This window comes from Gynuella sp., from assembly GCF_050297175.1.
GTDB lineage: Bacteria > Pseudomonadota > Gammaproteobacteria > Pseudomonadales > Natronospirillaceae > Gynuella.
Genome location: NZ_JBNKSF010000050.1, coordinates 1 through 18614 on the forward strand (window position 1 = coordinate 1; position 18614 = coordinate 18614).

Consider the following 18614-nt stretch of genomic DNA (forward strand, 5'->3'; position numbering starts at 1 on the left):
CCCGGTTATATCGCAGCAGAGCAACCATCGATACTCGAACGTATCAATCTCTCAGACACACAATGGCATCGTCTCACCCGAAAATTTGAAAAACAGTTCAAATGTTTTGCCGGTCAGAAGTCATCGTTTGAAAGAATCAAAGACTGTTTCAGGTTGAATCGAATGCCGCCTAACTTGTTGGCAGGTTAGTTTTTTAAAGCCAATCTAAAAAGTCGAATACTAAGGCCTTTTAAGTAAGGGTCCAAACGTTCAATTCCTCCATAGATTTTTTTCTTTGCTCCTATAAATAATTTCGAAATTTAGTTATTCAATTTGTATAACAGAACGATTTTTCAATGCTTTCCCGCCGAGTATATAAATAAAAAAAACGGTTTAGTAACAATGGGTGTCTTGTAAATTCTATAAGTGGGTGTCCATATAGAATCCTATACATAAGTGGGTGTCCTCTAAGATCATTTTATAATTTACTCTTTTTTCCCGGTCATTTCCCTGGGGTTGGTGATATCAATAAAACCTTGTAATGCTTCGTTATCAAATGTCATATGATCTTTTTTATGGTCGTAAAGTACTGCGGTCATGTTTGCGCCATCCTGTCGGCTTTCATCAGGATAAGCCCAAAAGGAATATCGAACTTCCGAACGCTTAATACCGCCGGCCACCAGCATTTCGTCTTCTTCGGTATTGGTAGGATTCAGATGCACACGCCGACTATCGACATCTGCGATCGTTACATTAGCGCCAAAGCTGTCCGAGTTTTTGAGCCTTTTAAGTCCCCACTCATCCTGACTGCCTTGCCCTGTCGTCCAGTTAGGGGTGGAAGAAACGTAAGCACTGTCTTTGCTACTGCCTTTGTGGTCGGTCATTTGGGACAGTCGTTGCGAATCTGAACCCTTGCGACCCATTGCTATATCCACTTCGCTCTGTGCTGCGTTCCGCTGTTCCAGTAGTTTTGGAGTCTCTCTTTGAAGCATACCTTTCGGCATGCCGGAAAGACCCTGTAACTGCCGGTCGACTTCGGTCACGGTTGATAAGGCCTTACTGGGTGAAAACATTTCCTGGTCTTGGCTAAAGGTGCTTTTGCGGCCGACATTATGGTTTTGTTGTCTGAGCAAATCCGGGTTTTCGATTCTGATCACTCTCTGAGTGGATTTGCTACGAGGTGGTTCGTTGGATGACATAAAGTTTCCTCTTGAATAGAGCTGACAATGCTTAACGCATGTCATGTTATGTTGAATGTCCTTTTATTTATGTTGTGGTGCTTCTTTCGGCGCATTTTTGACCATGTAATTGCTGTAGGCATTTAAATAGTTACTGTGATGCTGGCTTTCTCCTATGTTTAGGTGGGCATTGATGCCTGGCCGTGTTGATGTTGTTGAGCGATCAAATATGGCGTTGAGATAAGGGCCATGTGTATTCCCTTTAAATCCGGGTTTGCCGGTGATGTCATTTTCATGGCCGCGTAACATATGGCTCTCCTTTGGTATTAATTTCTCAAAAGTATCAAGTGTGGCAACGCTGTAGCGTCTCTGTAGAGCAGGTACAGTATCCCCCGTCAGATTCATGTTTCCACTTTTATCCCGATGTCCACTGTCTTCCTTTCCCTGAAAAAACGGCAGGAGAGCGGCTTTGATGGTACCGGCACGTTTGGCACGTTGCTTATCAGCATATGTTTGCGCATAGGTTTCAGCTTCTGCTTTTACTTCTGCCAGCGTTTTTACTTTCTTTGCAACTTCCGGTGCCATTTCCAGGGGTTTGTCCCATGCGGACATAAAAGACTCCTTCTTAAAATGTAATATAAACAATCAATGCGAAACTCATGCCTAAAAGCGTCTTTGGGGGATGAACCACATGGCCTGATAGACAAATACTGATCGTTATCGGTTGTTTTCCTTCGTTGAGGGTCAGGTGGGTGTCCATGAAAGTGTCCCATCTGGGGTATTGAGACTCAGGTGGGTGTCTCATGACCAAAATGAGTGTCCCATGGTGGGTGACGGATACTCATGAGCTAAGGATTGAGTGGATGTCCACTAAAGCGTTGAGTGGGTGTCCCATGGTAGGTGCTGGTCGGAATGTGTAGTTGTTTTTACTGAGAATCGGAAGGGTGTGATTACCCCACTGGGGTTTTTTAGGCCCCTGTCAAAACAATCTAAGCGGGGTGAAATGACCCCTGATTTCAACCGCTGGTATCCAGAGTGAGTCATAAAACGCTGATTTCTGGGGGATAAATTTCTTGTCCTGTTATGGCATTACTCTTGCGATTACCCACCCGTGTTAAACCACTTTTCAGGAGCAGCACAGTGCCAGACTTGGATGCGCAACCTTATCAATCGGCGGCTGATGCCATTCTGCGTTATTTGGCGCAGCGTCCAGAAGCTGCTGAAACCGTCGAGGGAGTTGCCAAGTGGTGGTTGGCAAGACAACGTTATGATGATTCAGTCCGACTGGTACAACAGGCGCTGGATTATCTGGAAAAACAGGGTGAAGTGGAAAAAATGAGCATTACCGATGGTCAGGTTCTATATCGGAAAAAGCAATTCAACGCTTCACATTTTAACGATAATCAGTGAGGTTAGGATTCCCCCATGTCCGAAAGTATCCAGAAAGTTCTGACCCGTCGTCGCCCTCCGAGGGTCAAAATCACATACGATGTAGAAACAGGTGGCGCTATTGAGAAAAAGGAGTTGCCGTTTATTGTCGGTATTTTTTCTGACTTGTCCGGTCCCAATCCTGTCTCGGCCAAACCGCCGCTGAAGGAGCGGGCCATGGTTGAAATCGACGCCGAAACATTTGACGCTGTCATGGCATCTTATACGCCCGGCATTAAATTCAAATATCAATTACTGGATGCCAGTGGTCAACCTGGTGATGAGAAGACCGGTGCTTTGGGTTTTAATCGCCTGGAGCATTTTTCTCCGTTGCAGGTTGTTAAACGATTCACTCCCTTGAGCGAGGTTTATACCCGTCGCGGTCACATCCGTGACGTTCAGGCCAGAGTGGAGAGTCACGACGGCATGGAAGAATTGTTTTTTAGGATACTGAGTTGTGATAAAACCGGTAAACAATATCGTGATGCTCTGGTTGCCGGCTACCCTGGCGATAAGCCGGAAAGCTGGAACGTGCCCACCATTACATTAAGTTATGATGGTACCGATGAGGTCATAACAGCTCAGTTTGAAGCCGATCAGAAACTGCTTAACCAGATCGCAGTGGAAAAGGTGCTGGGTGATATCAACCAGGGATTGGGACTGGTGGCCGATAGTCTGCTGAGTCGTTTTTTCCGGGAAGGTGTCATACATTCTGAGTTGGATAATATCTGTACTTCTTATCAGGATGCCGATGAAAATTTGAAAGCCCGGAATCAGGCATTTATGGATGTCTATCGTCAGCATATCCAGGATGTCGAAGGACTCGAGCAGTGGTTTATCGATTTGTCGGCGGCCGCTGCAGCGGCTTTGGAAGAAGAGCAAAAAGCGCCGGCCGATCAGGATGCGGCTGTAGTCGAATGGCTGACCACTGTTCGTAAGGTCTGCTCTTTGGACCGTATGCGGTTATGGCGCGGTGATGATTTTGCCACCATTCTTGGCGACAAAGCACCGACTGATCTGGCCTCCGTTGCCGATGAATTTAAGCCCTATGTTAACCATTTGATTGGCTGGGTCATTTGCAATCGTGTTGCCATTAATGAACGGCAAAAAGTACCCTCTCTGAATCTTTCCAAACTGATCGATTTTCAGGTAGCCGAATTGGATGATCAAATCGGTTTTACCTTGAATGCCATTATGCATAGTGAAGGCTTTCGCAGCCTGGAGGCAACCTGGCGAGGACTGCATTACCTGGTTTCACGATCTGAGACCGGTAAGATGCTCAAACTCAGGGTGTTGAATGTGTCCCGTTCTGAATTACGGGATGATCTTGATAAGGCGGTTGAGTTTGATCAAAGCCTGGTGTTCAAAATGATCTATGAAGCCGAATACGGCACCTACGGCGGCGATCCTTACAGTCTGCTGGTAGGTGACTATTATTTCGGTCGGGACAGCGAAAGTATTCATCTGCTCAACAAAGTATCCGAAGTGGCTGCTTCTGCCCATGCTCCGTTTTTGGCGTCGGTAGAGCCGAATATGTTTGGCCTGGAGAATTTCGAAAAACTTGCGAAACCGAGGGATCTTGGCAAGATTTTCGAGAGTGTCGAGCTTAACGAATGGCGCTCGTTCCGGGAAAAAGAAGACTCCCGATATGTTGCGTTGACGTTACCGAGAATCTTGCTGCGGTTGCCCTATGGTGAAAAATCCATGGCGGTTGAAGGTATGCGTTATGAAGAACAGGTGTTGGAATCATCTGGTAAGCCGGCTACAGATACCGGGTCGGTTGATTATAACCACTGCTTGTGGGGCAACCCGGCATTTATTCTGGCAGAAAGGATAACCCGGGCATTTACTTTATATGGCTGGACGGCTGCGATCCGTGGTGTTGAAAGCGGTGGCCTGGTACAGGATCTTCCCAACTATACGTATCGAACTGATTCCGGTGATATTAATCTCCTGTGTCCGACTCAGGTGGCCATTACCGACCGCCGTGAGAAAGAGCTCAATGATCTTGGCTTTATTTCCCTGTGTCATTGTAAGGGTACGAACCAGGCTGCTTTTTTCGGTGGCCAGACCACCAATCTACCGAAGAAATATTTATCGGATGCCGCCAACAGCAATGCTGCCATATCGGCCATGTTGCCATACGTATTGGCTGCTTCACGGTTTGCTCATTACGTAAAAGTGATCATGCGCGACAAAGTTGGCAGCTTCCTGACCCGGGCTAATGTGGAGACCTTTCTGAATGACTGGGTATCGCAATATATTCTGCTGGATGATGAAGCCACACAGGATGTCAAAGCCTCCTATCCACTCAGAGCCGCCAAGATTCAAGTGACGGAAATTCCCGGTAAGCCTGGTGCGTACAACGCCACCATGTTCTTAAAACCGCACTTCCAGCTGGAAGAGCTGACTACATCCATCCGCCTGGTAGCGGAATTACCGGCGTAACCCGAGGAGTCAAGCATTATGGATCTCATACTTTTACAACCCGGAAATGCAGAAATATTCGGTGGTCCAAACGGCTGGGCAGATGGTGGCAGTTTGATCGATACCGAGTGGCGTGACGAAATACTGGATTTTGGGCAGTGTCTGGAACTGGTGTCTGTGCATCAGGGCATGAAGCAGCAAGTCACTACTGATGTCAGTAATTCCGCCCGTACATCCGGACGGCCGATCATTACTGAGTTTACCTGCGTGAAATATGTCGATAAGACATCCGTGAAGTTCTTTGAATATTGTCTGCGTGCAGAACCGCTGGGTAAGGGCAAGGACGAGCCCACCAAGATTTACATTTGCCGTAATTCCGGTGACAAGACTGCCAACATCATGACCTTCTCATTGCGTGACGCCATCATCAGTGAGATTCAGTTTCAGTCGCATCCTGACGACATGCCGACTGAGCAGTTCAAGCTGAATTTCACCGAGATACTCTGGGACTTCACCGTACAGAATGCCGATACCAGTCGCGCCGGGAAAAAATCATCCGGCTGGTCCATATCCCGTAACCGTCCGATCGGTCAGTTTACGGATTGATGTTATGAGCGTCGGCAGATTGCTGTTTGAGCGGTTAGGGCGGGAACCCGGGGTATCGGTTAAAGAATCTGTTTCCCGCTCCATCCAGCAACTGACCACCACCCAACATGTGCGTGATGGTCAGTTGGTACCAGGGATTCTGAATTTTGGTATGCCCAGTATTTGTGATCTGGGTATTGGGGGAGGTGATTTACGGCAATTTGCTGCGTTATTGAAAGAGCGGATTCAGCAGTTCGAACCGCGTATCAAAGATGTTGATGTGGTGATCGAACGTGGCCGTCTGGTAGTGGTTGGAACACTACCCGATAGCGACGAACCGACCCGCTGGTGGTTGTAAACCACGCCCTCATCCGACCATCACCATTCGGATTGCATGAATGTGATACGAGACTGAACATGGCAGGATCATTATGAGCACATTATCCAACGATACTCTGAAACAATACTTTTTGCGTGAGATGGAGTATCTGCGTAAGGATTCAGTACGATTTGCCCGCGAGTATCCGCAGGTCGCGCAAGAGCTGGCATTGAATCAGGAGCGCAGTGATGATCCTCAGGTGGAGTTGCTGTTACAGTCGTTTGCTTATTTGAGCGGACAACTAAGATACCAGATGGCCATGGATGACGCCGAACTGCCGAATCAGTTATTGGCAGCCTTAAATCCACATTTGGAAATTCCCTGGGCGCCACGCTCCATTATTCAATTGGATGTCGATCCGGACGGCGCGAGTTTCGACAAGCTCAATGTGCTACCGGCAGAGTCGGTATTTACTGCGCCATTATCCTGGAACGATGAACAGCTGGCCTGTCGGTTTCGAACCACCCGTGCTGCGGATATCTGGCCTCTTGTTATACGTGATGTGCAGGTACAATCACGCGGCGGCCATGAGCAGGCTGAAGTGGTCAGTTGTATTAAAGTGTCTTTGAAGGTAAGAGGGCAGTATAGTTTTCGCACCATGCCGATTACGCGGTTGCAGTTTTGTCTGGATGGCATCGATCGCTTCCGGGTACATGATCTGTTGTTTAGTTGTTTGCATGGTATTGAACTGGCTGACCCTCAAAGCCACGAAATAGTCGCGAGTTTGGATGGCGACTGTTGTGAGTTTATCGAAGACCTGAATCTGAATGCTATCTTACCGGGTCTCAGCACCGTGCATCCGGGACTGGTGAATATCCGTGAGTATTTTGCTTTTCCTGAGCACTTTCTGTTTTTTAATCTGAACGGGTTGGACCTCAGCGGGTTTGATCAGGAACTGGAGTTGCGCTTCCTGTTGACCCGACCTTGTCTGCAGATTGATGCTGATTGTTTGCGCCTGAATGCGGTGCCGATCATCAATCTGTTTCGTCAGGCCCTGGAACCTTTTTCCATTCAGGCCGGGCGTTTGGAATATCAATTGACTGCCGATCAGTTTCGTCATCCAGTCACCGAAATTCTGGCGCTGGAACAACTGCAATTGCAGGGCATCGATGGCCGGGTCATACAGGTGCCGCCATTATACGGCAGCACAACGGATATCGATGACGGGTATTGGTTGGCCCGGCGTGAACTTAGCCAAACCAACACTGTTCCAGGAACAGAATTGTTTCTGCGTTTTGTGGATACCCAGCTGCGACCGGCAGGGTTGCAGACTGCCAGAGTGACCGGCCGGGCCTGGTGCTGTAACCGGCGATTGGCCGAGAAACTCAGCAGTGGTTCCCGTCTGAATCTGGAAGGTGCAGGGGCGGTGCAGACCGGTTCTCTGTTGCGCAAACCCAGTCGGCATCAGACACCGGATTTATCGGGTGATCGCTCTCAGTTATTGGTCGGTCAGCTCAGCAGCCACTTTCAACCATTCGAGAATGGTGAGGTTGGCGTTAACATGCTACGCAATCTGCTGAAACAGCATCTGGGAACCGCAGAAGCGGAAATGATCGCTCAGATCGACGCCATTGAACGTCTGGATACCCGTCGTATTACCCGTCGGGTAGGTGATGATCTGTGGCGTGGCCATTGTCACGGATTGCAATGGCAGGTGAGTATCGATCTTGACCGTTTTGGAAGCGTCAGTCCGTTGGTATTTGCCAGAGTGTTGAATGAAACCCTTAAGCATCGTGTTGCCCTCAACAGTTTCTCGGAACTTGCCATCATTGATGCTGGAAGTGGCGAAACCCTGCACTGCTGGTCGGTGAGCCAGGGGGCTTTATGGCAGCAATAGTCCGTTCTTCCGGCACGACTCCGGTGGATCTCTATCAGTTGGTTCGCGACTGTCTGCCGAAAACCGTAAGCACCACCCAACAGGTGCTGGATACCCTCGGCGAGCATGTACGGTTTCGTGGTTACCTGGGATTTGAGCATCCTTATCACGAAGTGGCCAAAGTGGATACCCGTACACAGCCGGTACAGGTTTATCTCAACCGGTTTGCGGTGTCCGGTTTGATGGGACCTCTACCGGAACCTTATTTCCAGTGGTGTTATGAGCGGGTACGGGCTGGTGATTTTGCCATGGCGGCATTTTTTGACATGTTTACCCATCGGATCAATGCCCTGCGTTATCTCAGTCGGGCGCGACGCCAGCCGGGACTGTCACCTTTGCGTCCGGAGCACTCTGTGCCTGGCAAGCTGTTATCAGCCTATGCCGGTATGATCGACCAGCGTCGCACTGTTGTTGAGGACTCACCTGTGACCGGTCGTTTGTTGTTGGGACTGGCTGGTCTATTGATCTACGCGCCACGCAGTCTCAGTCTGCTGCAGTTGATCCTGCAGCGTATTCTGAACTGGCGGTTGCAGGTAGATGGTTTCCGGGGGGGCTGGTTGAACGTCGATTCCGCTCAGCAGGTGGCTCTGGGACGACGCAATTCCACTCTGAGTATGCGCGCAGCTCATACTACGCAGTTGGGCAGCCGGGTCTGGGATCAGCACCTTGGATTGCGATTGCGGGTCTGGATGGAGCACCCGGATGCCTGTGTGGATTATCTGCCGGATGGTAAGCGTCATGAGTGGCTGAGCCAGTTATTGCGTATGCTGACTTATTGTCGCCATGATATCGAAGTCTGTTTTCTGTTTCCGCACTCATGGCGCAGCCGGCGCTTGGGTAGCGATGGTATTCGTCTGGCTTATAGCAGTTGGCTGCAATATGAAGACCGGGATACAGCGCCGCAGTGGACCATCAGACTGCGCATTCCGGCTCAACCGGGAGGTCAGTATGAAGCCTGGTGATTTTAATAGTGTCGGTCTCACCCGATTGGCGAATCGTGATCCTGATAACCTTTATCTGCATCTTAATATCTGGCTGGCCGATGGCCGGCAGGTGGGACGCGATTATTTTCGCCTGCACCAGCTGCAGGGGCAGGAAGCGATTTCCTCGCCATTTGAATTCCAATTGCAGTTACGCGGTAATACGGATCCTGACAGCCAGAACCGTTTCACGTTTGAACAGTTTATCGGCCGGCCGGCGACTGCGGCCATTAATCTGGCCAGTGCCGAAGATCAAGGGCAGCAGCGGTTCGACCAGACTATTGAGGGAGCCCCGGCTGTCGATCTCAGTTGCTTCAATGGCATTATCGCCGATTTCGGTATGTCCGAACCCGGTGTTTATCACGCGACGTTAAAACCGGCATTATGGCGTCTTTCGCTGACGAATCGTTATCATATTCACAAACACTGCAACATCCGCGATGCAATTGCCGGGGTATTGAAAGAACATGGTATTGATTATTCCGTAGCCTCGCTGAACCATCCGGATAATCCGGCGGTGGCGCGAGTACAGGACTGGTTGCAGGCCGGGGAGTCGGATCTTGATTTTATCACCCGGTTGATGAGCAAGGCTTATCTGTTTTACTACTTCGTGCACACCGGTCACAGTCATATCCTGGTGCTGGCGAATCAGTCCGGGTATCCGCAGGTTTATCCGCAGGGTGAAACCCTGCGTTATTGCCAGACCAATATCGAGACCCAGGGGCTGGATCAGGAACGCACCATCACCCAATACCAATATAAACAGAGCCTCAGCAGCTCCAGTGTGACCGGGGTTTTCGTGCGTCAGGAAAACGCCTGGGAGCAGGACGCGGTGGCTGATTTTCAGAGTTATCCTCCTTCGACTCAGGGAACTGGTGGCACCTTGCCATTCAATCTGTATCGAATTTACCAGTACGGCGTCAACCGGGAAGAAGTGGACACCCACGTGAATGCCCAGCGTGAGCGTCTGAATACCTCGGCGACGGATTTGTCCGGTTCCAGTCACTGTCCGCTGTTTCATTGTGGTTATCAGTTTACCCTGAGTGCCGATCTTGGCAGCCAGCAGAACCCACAAGTGGTCCGTCCGTCTCTGGACGGCTGTTCGTTTGTGCTGACTCAGGTACAGCATCAGTGCAGTCTGGATGGTCAGTATCAGAATTCCTTCAAGGCGACAGAATCCGATGGCCTTGTAACCCCATTCAATTTACAGGACACCCACCAGGGATCGATCCTGGCGCGAGTTGAGGAACAGGTGAAACCGGATGACTGGCGTTACTATGACAAGGACAATTTCGATCCCCAGAATGAAATGGTGGATGGTTACGAGGCCCGGCAGTCACACCGGCTCAAAGGTGTGTATGTGCGCTTTTCCACCGATCAGGGTGAGTCAGATAAGGTCTGGGTCAAACTCGCGCCGCACATGCAGACTGTACCTGAAGTGGGGGTGATGGTCTGGGTCTCGCGTTCTAATGACGATTCCGAGCTGCCGGAAATTCAGAGCATCGTTCAGGCAAATGGCAACCGCACCATAACGCCGTCACGTTGGACTGCCAATACAAATGTCGGCAGCAGTCACTCCACCAGTTATGGCGACAGTAAAAGTATCCGTTTCGGTTTGTTTTCTAAGGCCGATCTCAATGCTGCAGTCTCGATGGTGGAACAACATTATCAGCAGGGGCACCGGCAGTCTGATTTCAGCGGCAGCCAGCAATGCAATGGACAGACATTCAAGGATGTCAGTTATTCCCAAGGTGCCGGTTACAGTTATTCGACGTCGGAATCGGGGCGTTCGGGCTTATTGGGTCAAAGTGAATCCTACGGCTGTAACTACAGTCACTCAGAAGGGGCTGAGGTCTGGAGTTATTCCGATTACGACCATGCCCGTACGGAATCCTATAACCAGAATACTGAAAGTTATTCCCGTATCAGTGGTAAGACCTACAGTAAATCCACCATCGGTGAGAGCGAAAGTCATTCCACCATCACCGGCGACAGCCGTAACTATCATCAGGCTCTCGGACTCAGTTACAGTCAAAGTCTGGTTAACAGAACGGAAAACCAGAATATCGCCCAGGGCAGTTCCACCTCTTTGGGTATCAATCTTGGCCCGATCACAGGTGTTTCCATGAATATGGCACCGGTGATGAACAGCAATACCACTATCAGCCCGACCACGTCGGTAAATACCAATATCGGCTCAACCACCTCCAGCGCTGTGCATATGGGCAGTTCGTTATCCAGCTCACTGCAATTGGGCAGCTCAGTTTCCAGTAATACTCAGGTTGGCTCGCAGGTTTCCAGTTCCAGCATGACCGATTCCACCTCTGTCAACTCAGTCCTGTCGCAAACCCAGGCATCGGTGACCGGTATGAGCACCCGTGGTTCCATGACCGGGATAGACACAGGTGCATCCATGACTGGTGTGCAGAGCAATATGTCGATCACGGGGGTCAGTTCCGGTTTGTCAGTCACCGGGATGCACAGTGCCATTGGCGTCGTTGGTGAGAGCACCAGTATCAACGTCACCGGTTTATCAACCAACATCAGTGTAACTGGGGAGTCAATGATGGTGGATGTCAATGGCAGCGGCGTTAAATGCATCGTGGATAACCGCATAGAGGCCAAGGTAGAAGATCTCAATGTTGCCATTCAGTCACTGATCAAACTGGTGCTCTAACATGAAAAAGACGCTGAAAATCGTTAAACCCATGACGCTGGGACTGTTGCACAAGCCGTACTCAATTGCCCGAGATCACTTTTTATCCGTCTCATCACTGGCATTTTTCCGTCTGGGTGAACAGCCGGTATTACTGTCGGAGCATCGGCAGTGGGCAAAAGTGAGTCAGTCACTTGGCAGTGGCCGAATACTCGACGAAGCCATGCCCAAGACTCACGGTGAAGTATTACTGGCCGGCCATGGGTATCCCCATCAGCCACAACCGGTGACCCAAATGCAGGTGCGGTTGCAGATTGCCCAGGTGGATAAGACTCTGGCGGTGAGTGGTGACCGACATTGGTCCATGGGTTGGCTGCCGTTAATCCGGCAGAGTCGCCCTAAACCCATCACCGCTGTTCCTCTCGATTACAGCCGTGCCTATGGCGGCGAAAAATACGCCCTGAATCCGGAGGGCTGTGGAGATGGGCGTCTGCTGTCTCTGCTGTTCGGTCAGCAAGCCAATCACGGCCGCCTGCCCAATCTTAGTTATCCGGGTGAGCAGTTGAAACTCGGTACGCGACCACCACAACCCGCCGGGTTTGGTGCGTTGGGTCAGAACTGGTCACAGCGACGGAAAAAAGCCGGGCGTTATAACAAACGCTGGTTACAGCGGGAATACCCCGGTTTACCGTCATCGCTGGATCCGGAATTTTTCAATACCGCTGCTGCAGACCAATGGATTGATGGATTTTTTACCGGTGGCGAAGCCTATCAACTGGACAATCTGCATCCTCAACAGGCCTGTTTGAAAGGCATTTTGCCAACCATTGTTCCTAAAGCTTTTGTGCGGCTGCAAACGCAATCACTGACAGAAGTGACACTGCATTGGGACACCCTGTGGTTGTTTCCGGATCATGATCTTGGTCTGCTCATCGCTCATGGCAGCATACCCATCAGCGACAGTGATGGACTCGATGTCGAGGCCATTATGTTGGCCTGGGAGCATCCACTGCGGCCAAAAACGCATCAACATTACCAGCAGGTGCTGGCTCTGCGCAGTGATCCCCAGACGGCTGTCATGCATGCCTTTAATGAAACCCAGTTGACAGGCGATACGCCGCCGCCAGCTGTATCCCAAGGTGCGCAATCCGCACCCGCGTTATTGACACAGTTAAGCCAGCAACTGCCTGTATCTGATGCACAACTGGCTGAAGCGATGGCTGACGTGGAAACCTTTCCAGGGCTGAGTCAGGCAGAAATTGACGCCGGACAGTTTGATCTGACTGAAATAATGACTGCCGCCAAACGCAAGGCGGACACACTGAATCAGGAACGTAAACGGGCCCTGAAACAACTCGACGATATGATGAAGCAGCTGGGTGACGAGGCCAATCCGACACTTGATACCGCACAGGCGCTGGAACGTATTTATGTACCCCGGCAACAACTTGAACAGCTCTCGAAACTGGCTGACAGTTGCAACGATGCTGAGCAGCGCCAACAAATTCTCAACAGCGTGCCCCTGATTGTCCGGCAGCAACGGCAGAGCCGGAAACTGGCGGCGGAATCCGATTGCCAGCCGATCAGTGACAGTGCTGCAGCTGCATTGGCGCAATGGTTGACCAAGGCGCGACAGCAATCCCTGCCATTAAATGGACTTTGCCTCGCCGGTATCCGCCTGAATAAGGTGAATCTCAGTGGTCTCGATCTGCGCGACATGGTGTGGGATCTGGCGGAATTTACTGACTGCTGTTTTGATAGTTCGGACATGACCGGCAGCTGCTTTATTCAGGCACGCTTTCAGCGCTGTACTTTTATCAACAGCCGGTTACAGGAAACCAACTGGAGCCATGCCGAACTTCACGATGTCACCCTGACTCGCAGTCACCTGCAACAGAGCCAATGGCATCACAGTGTTGCCAATGACTGCCGCTTTGATCACTGCGTGTTTGATCAGGCTATGATGCTGAAAGCGGATTTCCGCAGCAGTGATTTTGCCTCGGCAACTATTCGGCAGGTCAACTGGGTCAAGTGTCCATTACAGAACAGTAGCTGGCAGGGCATTAAGGGTGAGCAGAGCAGCTGGCTTGAGTGTCACTTGCAACAGGCTGATTTTACCCGTGCCGGTTTGACTCAATGTGCCTGGCTCAATGCCCACGCCACTGCAGTTGTGTTTGATCAAGCCCGACTTAATCGGTTTCTGGTTAGCGGTGAATCAGTATTGAATCAGGCCAGCTTTAAACATTGTGAGGGTAATCAGACGGGTTGGCGGTATTCGGATTTGTCCGATGCCTGTTTTGATAACTGTTACTTCAGGGAGTCAGATTTTGGGATGACCGAATTGCGGCGTTGCAGTTTTCGGTCGGCTTTTTTACAGCGTTGTCTGCTCATGAGTGCTGATGCTTCAGAATCCGATTTTACCGATAGCAACTGGTATCAGAGCCTGGCGCGCAAGATGATCCTGCAACGGGCCACCATGCAGGGGGTGCAATTGCATGGGGTGGAGCTGGCCGGTGTTGACTGGCAGGACTGTCATATTCGCGATTGTGAACCGGCCATCAAGAGGAAAGCCGCATGAACCGGCAACAGTTTCTTAATCAGGTTGAAAGTGCTCAGCCATTTAATAAACAGACATTCCAGCAGTTTAATTTTTCTACCATAGTGCTGAGAAACCTGGTGTTTTCAAACTGTGTGTTTGATGCCTGTCATTTTGCCCAGGCAACCTTCAGCTATTGCGTGTTTTCTGATTGCACACTCATCAATGCCGAGTTTCAGGATGCCATGCTGGAAGGCTGTCAGTTTGTCAATTGCCGTATGGCTGCCAGCCGTTTTGATCATCATCCACAGCTCGATGGTTGCAGTTGGGTTTCGTGTAATCTCAGTCAGGCAAACTTTACCGATACCCGGCTCACGCATTGTCAGTTCATGGATTGCAACATGAGTACCTGTCAGCTGGCCGGCGTCTATGCAGACAGTTGTGTTTGGAGTCAGTGCACATTGCAACACGCCAGCTGGCGGCATGCGCGTCTGCATAACATCGCCTGTCTGGAAACCGATCTGTCCACGGTGGATATGACGGCTCTGGTCGTCACTCAGGGGATGTTTCCCAAATGCTGTCTTAGTGATCAGAACCTTACCGGTATCAGCCTGCGTCGCTGTTCATTTACTGATTGTCGTTTTGAGCGGGTGGATTTCAGCCAGGCACTACTCGATGAAAGCAGTTTTGCCAAAGCGCGATTACTGAGGTGCAGATTCGATCAGGTCAGCGCCCACAATACGCTGTTTTTGCAGGCCCAACTGAGCGAATGCCAATGGCACGAGGCTAGCCTCGAAAACACCATCTGGCAGCTGGCGCAGTTGCAGTACTGTGAATTTTACGGCAGTCGGCTGGAGAAAAGTTATTGGCGTGAGGCACAGTTGCAGAATTGCGATTTTGCCCGAGTGGACTTTTTGCTGGCGGATCTGAGTTATGTCACTGCGATCGATTGTCGTTTCAAACGCGCGGATTTTTGCCGTGCCAGTCTGCACTGTGCCGATATCAGTCGTGCCCAGTTGCGCGGTGCCCGGTTACGCCGGGCCTTCACTACCCATTCATCCAAAGCCGCTGCCGAAGCAGCGGTCCGGCAACGGGAGCAAGCCGCATGAACCCAAACATCCATCCATTTCCAACCTCGACGACTCAGGCCTATCTGCTGACTGCCAGAGTGACCGAGATAAATCATACCTCCATTCGGCTCAATAATGGCATGACGGCCTCTCTGGCGCTTTCATGTCTGATAGAGCCGATGATTGATGACCTGGTACTGGTCTGCCATGCCGGTGAATCCGGTTGTCAGGTGATTCAGATTCTGGCCCGCTCCAATACCGGAGAAGTGCATCTGCGTTTGCCGCAGGGACAGGCGCTGAATATTCAAGCCGAACAGATCAGCCTTATCAGTCGCCGTAAAACAGTCATTGGCTCCGCTGGTGAACTTGAATTCAATGCCTTACAGAGTCTGAAAATCAATGCCTCTCAGGTACTTATGAGCGTGGCGGGGACACTGGTGCAGACCGCAAAAACCGCGATCGGCCAATTTGGTGACCTGAGTCTGAGCGCTTCGCACTTGTTACGGTTGCAGGCATTGCGGCAACTGATTACGGCCAAAAAAGAGATCAAAGTTGACAGTGACATTATTCATATGGGGTAAGCCATGTTCGCAACGACACAATTGATTGCTATGAGTTTTGCGTTTCCGGATGTCTGCAAGGTTATCGTTGGTGTGGCCGTTATCATGCTGCCATTTCCGAATATGGCGATGGCCAGCATGCATATTCCCAATGTCTACAACCACTACATCGGCGGAGGCATGGTTCATAATCTGCTGACGTTCGGCACCATCAGCAACGGTGATGAAGCTGGCGTTGCCATGGGGGTGGTTTCCAACGTCATCATTGGTCCGGATCAGTATCTTCTGGGCAGCTTCAAGGTTTTTCATGGTGTTTCTCCGGCATCACGACAGACCAGCATGACAACCAACAACTCTTACAACATAGTGGGTATGGTGCTGGTACCCAGTATCAATACCGTAATTCTGTTGGGGTAACCATATGATGGGCAAATATCTGCTGCTGTGGATCATGGTCTTGAGTGTTCCGGCCTGTTCGGTATTTTCCGGTCGTGCCGGTGTGAATGGGTATGAGGTGGTGAGCCAGCCGAAGGCCAATCAGGATACCGCGACCGCGCTGGATATCGTGCTTATTTACCGCAAAGAACTACTGGCGCAGTTGCCTGATAATGCTCCGCAATGGTTTTTGAATCGTGCGGTGATTGAAGGCAAATTCGATACTCAAATGGATGTGGTGTCCATTGAAATTCCGCCCGGTGATCTGATTCCCAGGACCAAACTGAAAGGAAAGCAAAAAAAAGCCAAAGCAGTACTGCTTTATGCCAACTATCTGAATGTGGCCGCTCAACAGCCCATTAATGTCAGCGCATTTACGATACCGCAGATCGTTCTGCAACCGGACAAGATTCAGGTGATTGAAACCGGCACCAGCCTTTTCAGGAGGTTATTTAAAAAATGACCATTTCAGTACTGCAACAGAATCCGCTGCTTTGGCATGAAGGTATGCTGTTGGCACCACAACATTTTCAACAAAACGATATCTACTGGCAGCATCAGCTGTGTCAGGCCATTGCTCAGGTTCAGCCCTACTATTGGGGAGTGATATCCATGGATCTCAATCAGGCGCTGGTTGATAAGGGGTTGGTAGAGATCAGTAATCTGCATGCCGTTATGACGGATGGCAGTCACATTATCGTGAACGAGGAAACCGTACCGAGTGCGCTGAGCTGTAATCTGGATGACAGTCAGGCGTTAAAGAACAACAAGCCCACGGGTATCTATCTGTGTGTGCCGTATCGTCTGGAAGGCGCAGCCAGTTCCCAGGGGATGGTGCAGCGGTTTATCCAGATGGATGGTGGTGAAGTGGTGGATGAGGCCTCCGGGCAGGGGCGGGTACCTGTAATTCGTATGCGTCCTAACATCCGTCTCAGCTTTGAGAAGCTCAGCAACCATTATTGTCTGTTGTTGATGGTGGTTCGTAAGGGCATCGATAAGAAGAAGTACGGCATTACCGGTTATCATCCACCGCTGCTGCATCTGTGCGGTGCTGATTTTCAGCAGCAACGCTCACTGCGTTATTGTGTGCGTCAACTGGCGGCCATAATACGGGAAAAAGCTGGACAGCTGTCGCGTACAAACAGCCACAGCCGACAGTTTTTGTACGCGCTGACTTCTTCTCTGCCACCGCTGGAAGTACTGGTTCAGGCACCCGGAACCCATCCGTTTGCCCTGTACCAGGCTCTGGCCCAGTTGCTGGGACATGCATCCGCTCTGACAGAGTCTCCCATTCCACCGCAGATTGCCGCCTATGACCATGATAATCCCGCTAAATGTTTTTTTCCGTTATTGAGTTTGCTGCGACAACTGATTGCCGATATCGTCATTAAATTCCGTTATAAGGAATTCACCTACCTTCGTGAACAAACCTTTGAGCTGCAAATCAAATCAGATTGGCTGCAGGAAGAACTGGTTATTGAAGTGGTGCCGGGCAGCGGACAGACCTTTGCTGATATTGAACAATGGCTCGATAAAGCACGCATCGGTTCGGTGCCGGTTTTGTCCGCTCTGAAAGACCGTCGTTCCCCGGGAGCCAGAGCCGAACGTTTATCTGATACCGAACGCTTCCACTACAACCAGAGCGGTAGTGCGATGATGTTTCGCATTTACAACCGGACCCTGCAGATCGATCAGAAAGATATTCATGTGCTTCAGCCGGATCAACCCCTACAGATTATTGGTGAGTCTCACGGTGCTACGCCGGCGGCAATTATTTTGTATGTGCGTAATCACATCGGGAGTAGAGGATGAATTTTCAGGATAAAGAATTCGAACTACTGGATCGTTTTCTGGATGCTTATGAGGCCATCACCGGTATCCGGATGACATTGCTGCAACAGGAGGATTACGACCCGGACACTTCCGCCCTTGGTGTCTGTCAAAACTTGAAGCTGGAAATCGATAGTGCACTGCAGAGCCAGGATAACGACGAAAATCTGCTTGTCGCGTTGCAACGCGTTCGCTATGCGCTGGTAGCACTGGTGGATGAACAATTGATTTGTACCACCGATTGGGCTGGCAAAAACAGCTGGGTGAACAATCTTCTGGAGGAGCATGTTTACAGTACCTCTCTGGCAGGTTGGGAACTGTTCCGGGACATAGACCGATTGATAAAAAGGGATTCGGGCTTGCCCTACAGAGCCGTGTTGGCGCTGATTTACCTGATGGTTTTGCAGCTTGGTTTTCGTGGTGAGCTGCGTGATGAAGAGGAGCGGTTACAACCTTATTTTGACAAACTCCAGGACCTGGTTGATGGCCAGACCGATGGTGTACCACCGGCGGTTCTGGAGCAGGCCTTTGAACAGGCTTATCTACAAAACATTGAACCCGGAAGCCAGCAGCGGTTGGCGCCATTGAGTCGCTGGATAACCCGCATTGTGCTGTTGACCGGTGTTTATCTGTTGGCATCCCTGGCGGTCTGGCTCGGGCTGTTGAATGACTTCAGAAGTCTGACCGAGGTATAA

Annotated in this window: 17 protein-coding genes; 15 read left to right on the plus strand and 2 right to left on the minus strand. The window is 50.5% G+C overall.

Annotated features, from left to right (window positions below; translation table 11 throughout):
• The coding region (locus ACQY6I_RS19735; RefSeq protein ID WP_428243227.1) for a hypothetical protein at window positions 1–189 on the plus strand (189 nt) is incomplete at its 5' end.
• Between the two features lie 275 nt (window positions 190–464).
• On the opposite strand, the gene ACQY6I_RS19740 is transcribed toward ACQY6I_RS19735, so the two are convergent.
• Both ACQY6I_RS19740 and ACQY6I_RS19745 read right to left on the minus strand, forming a co-directional pair.
• Window positions 465–1178 (minus strand): hypothetical protein, encoded by a 714-nt coding sequence (locus ACQY6I_RS19740; RefSeq protein ID WP_428243228.1) that lies wholly within the window; start codon window positions 1176–1178, stop codon window positions 465–467.
• A gap of 63 nt (window positions 1179–1241) precedes the next feature.
• A complete protein-coding gene (locus ACQY6I_RS19745; protein ID WP_428243229.1) occupies window positions 1242–1742 on the minus strand; it encodes a hypothetical protein in 501 nt (166 codons plus the stop codon).
• 555 nt (window positions 1743–2297) lie between these two features.
• Between ACQY6I_RS19745 and ACQY6I_RS19750 the strand changes: the two genes are divergently transcribed.
• From ACQY6I_RS19750 to ACQY6I_RS19815, 14 genes are all read left to right on the plus strand, one after another.
• Window positions 2298–2567: a hypothetical protein gene (locus ACQY6I_RS19750; protein ID WP_428243230.1), complete on the plus strand. Its 270-nt coding sequence runs from the start codon at window positions 2298–2300 to the stop codon at window positions 2565–2567.
• A gap of 15 nt (window positions 2568–2582) precedes the next feature.
• A complete protein-coding gene (gene tssC / locus ACQY6I_RS19755) occupies window positions 2583–5033 on the plus strand; it encodes a type VI secretion system contractile sheath large subunit (protein ID WP_428243231.1) in 2451 nt (816 codons plus the stop codon).
• Window positions 5034–5051: 18 nt separating this feature from the next.
• On the plus strand, window positions 5052–5618 hold the full coding sequence (locus tag ACQY6I_RS19760) for an Hcp family type VI secretion system effector (RefSeq protein ID WP_044619247.1): 567 nt from the start codon (window positions 5052–5054) through the stop codon (window positions 5616–5618).
• A 4-nt stretch (window positions 5619–5622) separates the two neighbouring features.
• Window positions 5623–5955 carry a GPW/gp25 family protein gene (locus ACQY6I_RS19765; protein WP_428243232.1) on the plus strand — a complete coding sequence of 111 codons (333 nt, stop codon included), beginning with the start codon at window positions 5623–5625 and terminating at the stop codon, window positions 5953–5955.
• A 73-nt stretch (window positions 5956–6028) separates the two neighbouring features.
• Window positions 6029–7813, plus strand: coding sequence for a type VI secretion system baseplate subunit TssF (gene tssF / locus ACQY6I_RS19770; protein ID WP_428243233.1), 1785 nt, complete (start codon window positions 6029–6031; stop codon window positions 7811–7813).
• A complete protein-coding gene (gene tssG / locus ACQY6I_RS19775; protein ID WP_428243234.1) occupies window positions 7801–8814 on the plus strand; it encodes a type VI secretion system baseplate subunit TssG in 1014 nt (337 codons plus the stop codon). Before tssF ends, tssG begins: the two co-directional genes overlap by 13 nt.
• Window positions 8801–11509: a contractile injection system protein, VgrG/Pvc8 family gene (locus ACQY6I_RS19780; protein ID WP_428243235.1), complete on the plus strand. Its 2709-nt coding sequence runs from the start codon at window positions 8801–8803 to the stop codon at window positions 11507–11509. Before tssG ends, ACQY6I_RS19780 begins: the two co-directional genes overlap by 14 nt.
• Window position 11510: 1 nt before the next feature.
• Window positions 11511–14066: a DUF2169 family type VI secretion system accessory protein gene (locus ACQY6I_RS19785; protein WP_428243236.1), complete on the plus strand. Its 2556-nt coding sequence runs from the start codon at window positions 11511–11513 to the stop codon at window positions 14064–14066.
• Window positions 14063–15133, plus strand: coding sequence for a pentapeptide repeat-containing protein (locus tag ACQY6I_RS19790; RefSeq protein ID WP_428243237.1), 1071 nt, complete (start codon window positions 14063–14065; stop codon window positions 15131–15133). Before ACQY6I_RS19785 ends, ACQY6I_RS19790 begins: the two co-directional genes overlap by 4 nt.
• On the plus strand, window positions 15130–15675 hold the full coding sequence (locus ACQY6I_RS19795) for a DUF3540 domain-containing protein (protein WP_428243238.1): 546 nt from the start codon (window positions 15130–15132) through the stop codon (window positions 15673–15675). Before ACQY6I_RS19790 ends, ACQY6I_RS19795 begins: the two co-directional genes overlap by 4 nt.
• Window positions 15676–15678: 3 nt before the next feature.
• Window positions 15679–16071: a DUF4150 domain-containing protein gene (locus ACQY6I_RS19800; protein ID WP_428243239.1), complete on the plus strand. Its 393-nt coding sequence runs from the start codon at window positions 15679–15681 to the stop codon at window positions 16069–16071.
• 4 nt (window positions 16072–16075) lie between these two features.
• Window positions 16076–16552, plus strand: coding sequence for a hypothetical protein (locus ACQY6I_RS19805; protein WP_428243240.1), 477 nt, complete (start codon window positions 16076–16078; stop codon window positions 16550–16552).
• A complete protein-coding gene (gene tssK / locus ACQY6I_RS19810; RefSeq protein ID WP_428243241.1) occupies window positions 16549–17901 on the plus strand; it encodes a type VI secretion system baseplate subunit TssK in 1353 nt (450 codons plus the stop codon). The genes ACQY6I_RS19805 and tssK overlap by 4 nt, the downstream gene beginning before the upstream one ends.
• A complete protein-coding gene (locus ACQY6I_RS19815; RefSeq protein WP_428243242.1) occupies window positions 17898–18614 on the plus strand; it encodes a DotU family type IV/VI secretion system protein in 717 nt (238 codons plus the stop codon). Before tssK ends, ACQY6I_RS19815 begins: the two co-directional genes overlap by 4 nt.

Excerpts from the sequence above, each read along its gene's own strand:
- ACQY6I_RS19745 (WP_428243229.1), bottom strand. The coding sequence starts at position 1,742 with ATGGCACCGGAAGTTGCAAAGAAAGTAAAAACGCTGGCAGAAGTAAAA.
- ACQY6I_RS19800 (WP_428243239.1), top strand. The coding sequence starts at position 15,679 with ATGTTCGCAACGACACAATTGATTGCTATGAGTTTTGCGTTTCCGGAT.
- tssF (WP_428243233.1), top strand. The coding sequence starts at position 6,029 with ATGAGCACATTATCCAACGATACTCTGAAACAATACTTTTTGCGTGAG.
- tssC (WP_428243231.1), top strand. The coding sequence starts at position 2,583 with ATGTCCGAAAGTATCCAGAAAGTTCTGACCCGTCGTCGCCCTCCGAGG.
- ACQY6I_RS19805 (WP_428243240.1), top strand. The coding sequence starts at position 16,076 with ATGATGGGCAAATATCTGCTGCTGTGGATCATGGTCTTGAGTGTTCCG.
- tssK (WP_428243241.1), top strand. The coding sequence starts at position 16,549 with ATGACCATTTCAGTACTGCAACAGAATCCGCTGCTTTGGCATGAAGGT.
- ACQY6I_RS19760 (WP_044619247.1), top strand. The coding sequence starts at position 5,052 with ATGGATCTCATACTTTTACAACCCGGAAATGCAGAAATATTCGGTGGT.
- ACQY6I_RS19765 (WP_428243232.1), top strand. The coding sequence starts at position 5,623 with ATGAGCGTCGGCAGATTGCTGTTTGAGCGGTTAGGGCGGGAACCCGGG.
- ACQY6I_RS19795 (WP_428243238.1), top strand. The coding sequence starts at position 15,130 with ATGAACCCAAACATCCATCCATTTCCAACCTCGACGACTCAGGCCTAT.
- ACQY6I_RS19815 (WP_428243242.1), top strand. The coding sequence starts at position 17,898 with ATGAATTTTCAGGATAAAGAATTCGAACTACTGGATCGTTTTCTGGAT.
- ACQY6I_RS19780 (WP_428243235.1), top strand. The coding sequence starts at position 8,801 with ATGAAGCCTGGTGATTTTAATAGTGTCGGTCTCACCCGATTGGCGAAT.
- ACQY6I_RS19740 (WP_428243228.1), bottom strand. The coding sequence starts at position 1,178 with ATGTCATCCAACGAACCACCTCGTAGCAAATCCACTCAGAGAGTGATC.
- tssG (WP_428243234.1), top strand. The coding sequence starts at position 7,801 with ATGGCAGCAATAGTCCGTTCTTCCGGCACGACTCCGGTGGATCTCTAT.
- ACQY6I_RS19785 (WP_428243236.1), top strand. The coding sequence starts at position 11,511 with ATGAAAAAGACGCTGAAAATCGTTAAACCCATGACGCTGGGACTGTTG.
- ACQY6I_RS19790 (WP_428243237.1), top strand. The coding sequence starts at position 14,063 with ATGAACCGGCAACAGTTTCTTAATCAGGTTGAAAGTGCTCAGCCATTT.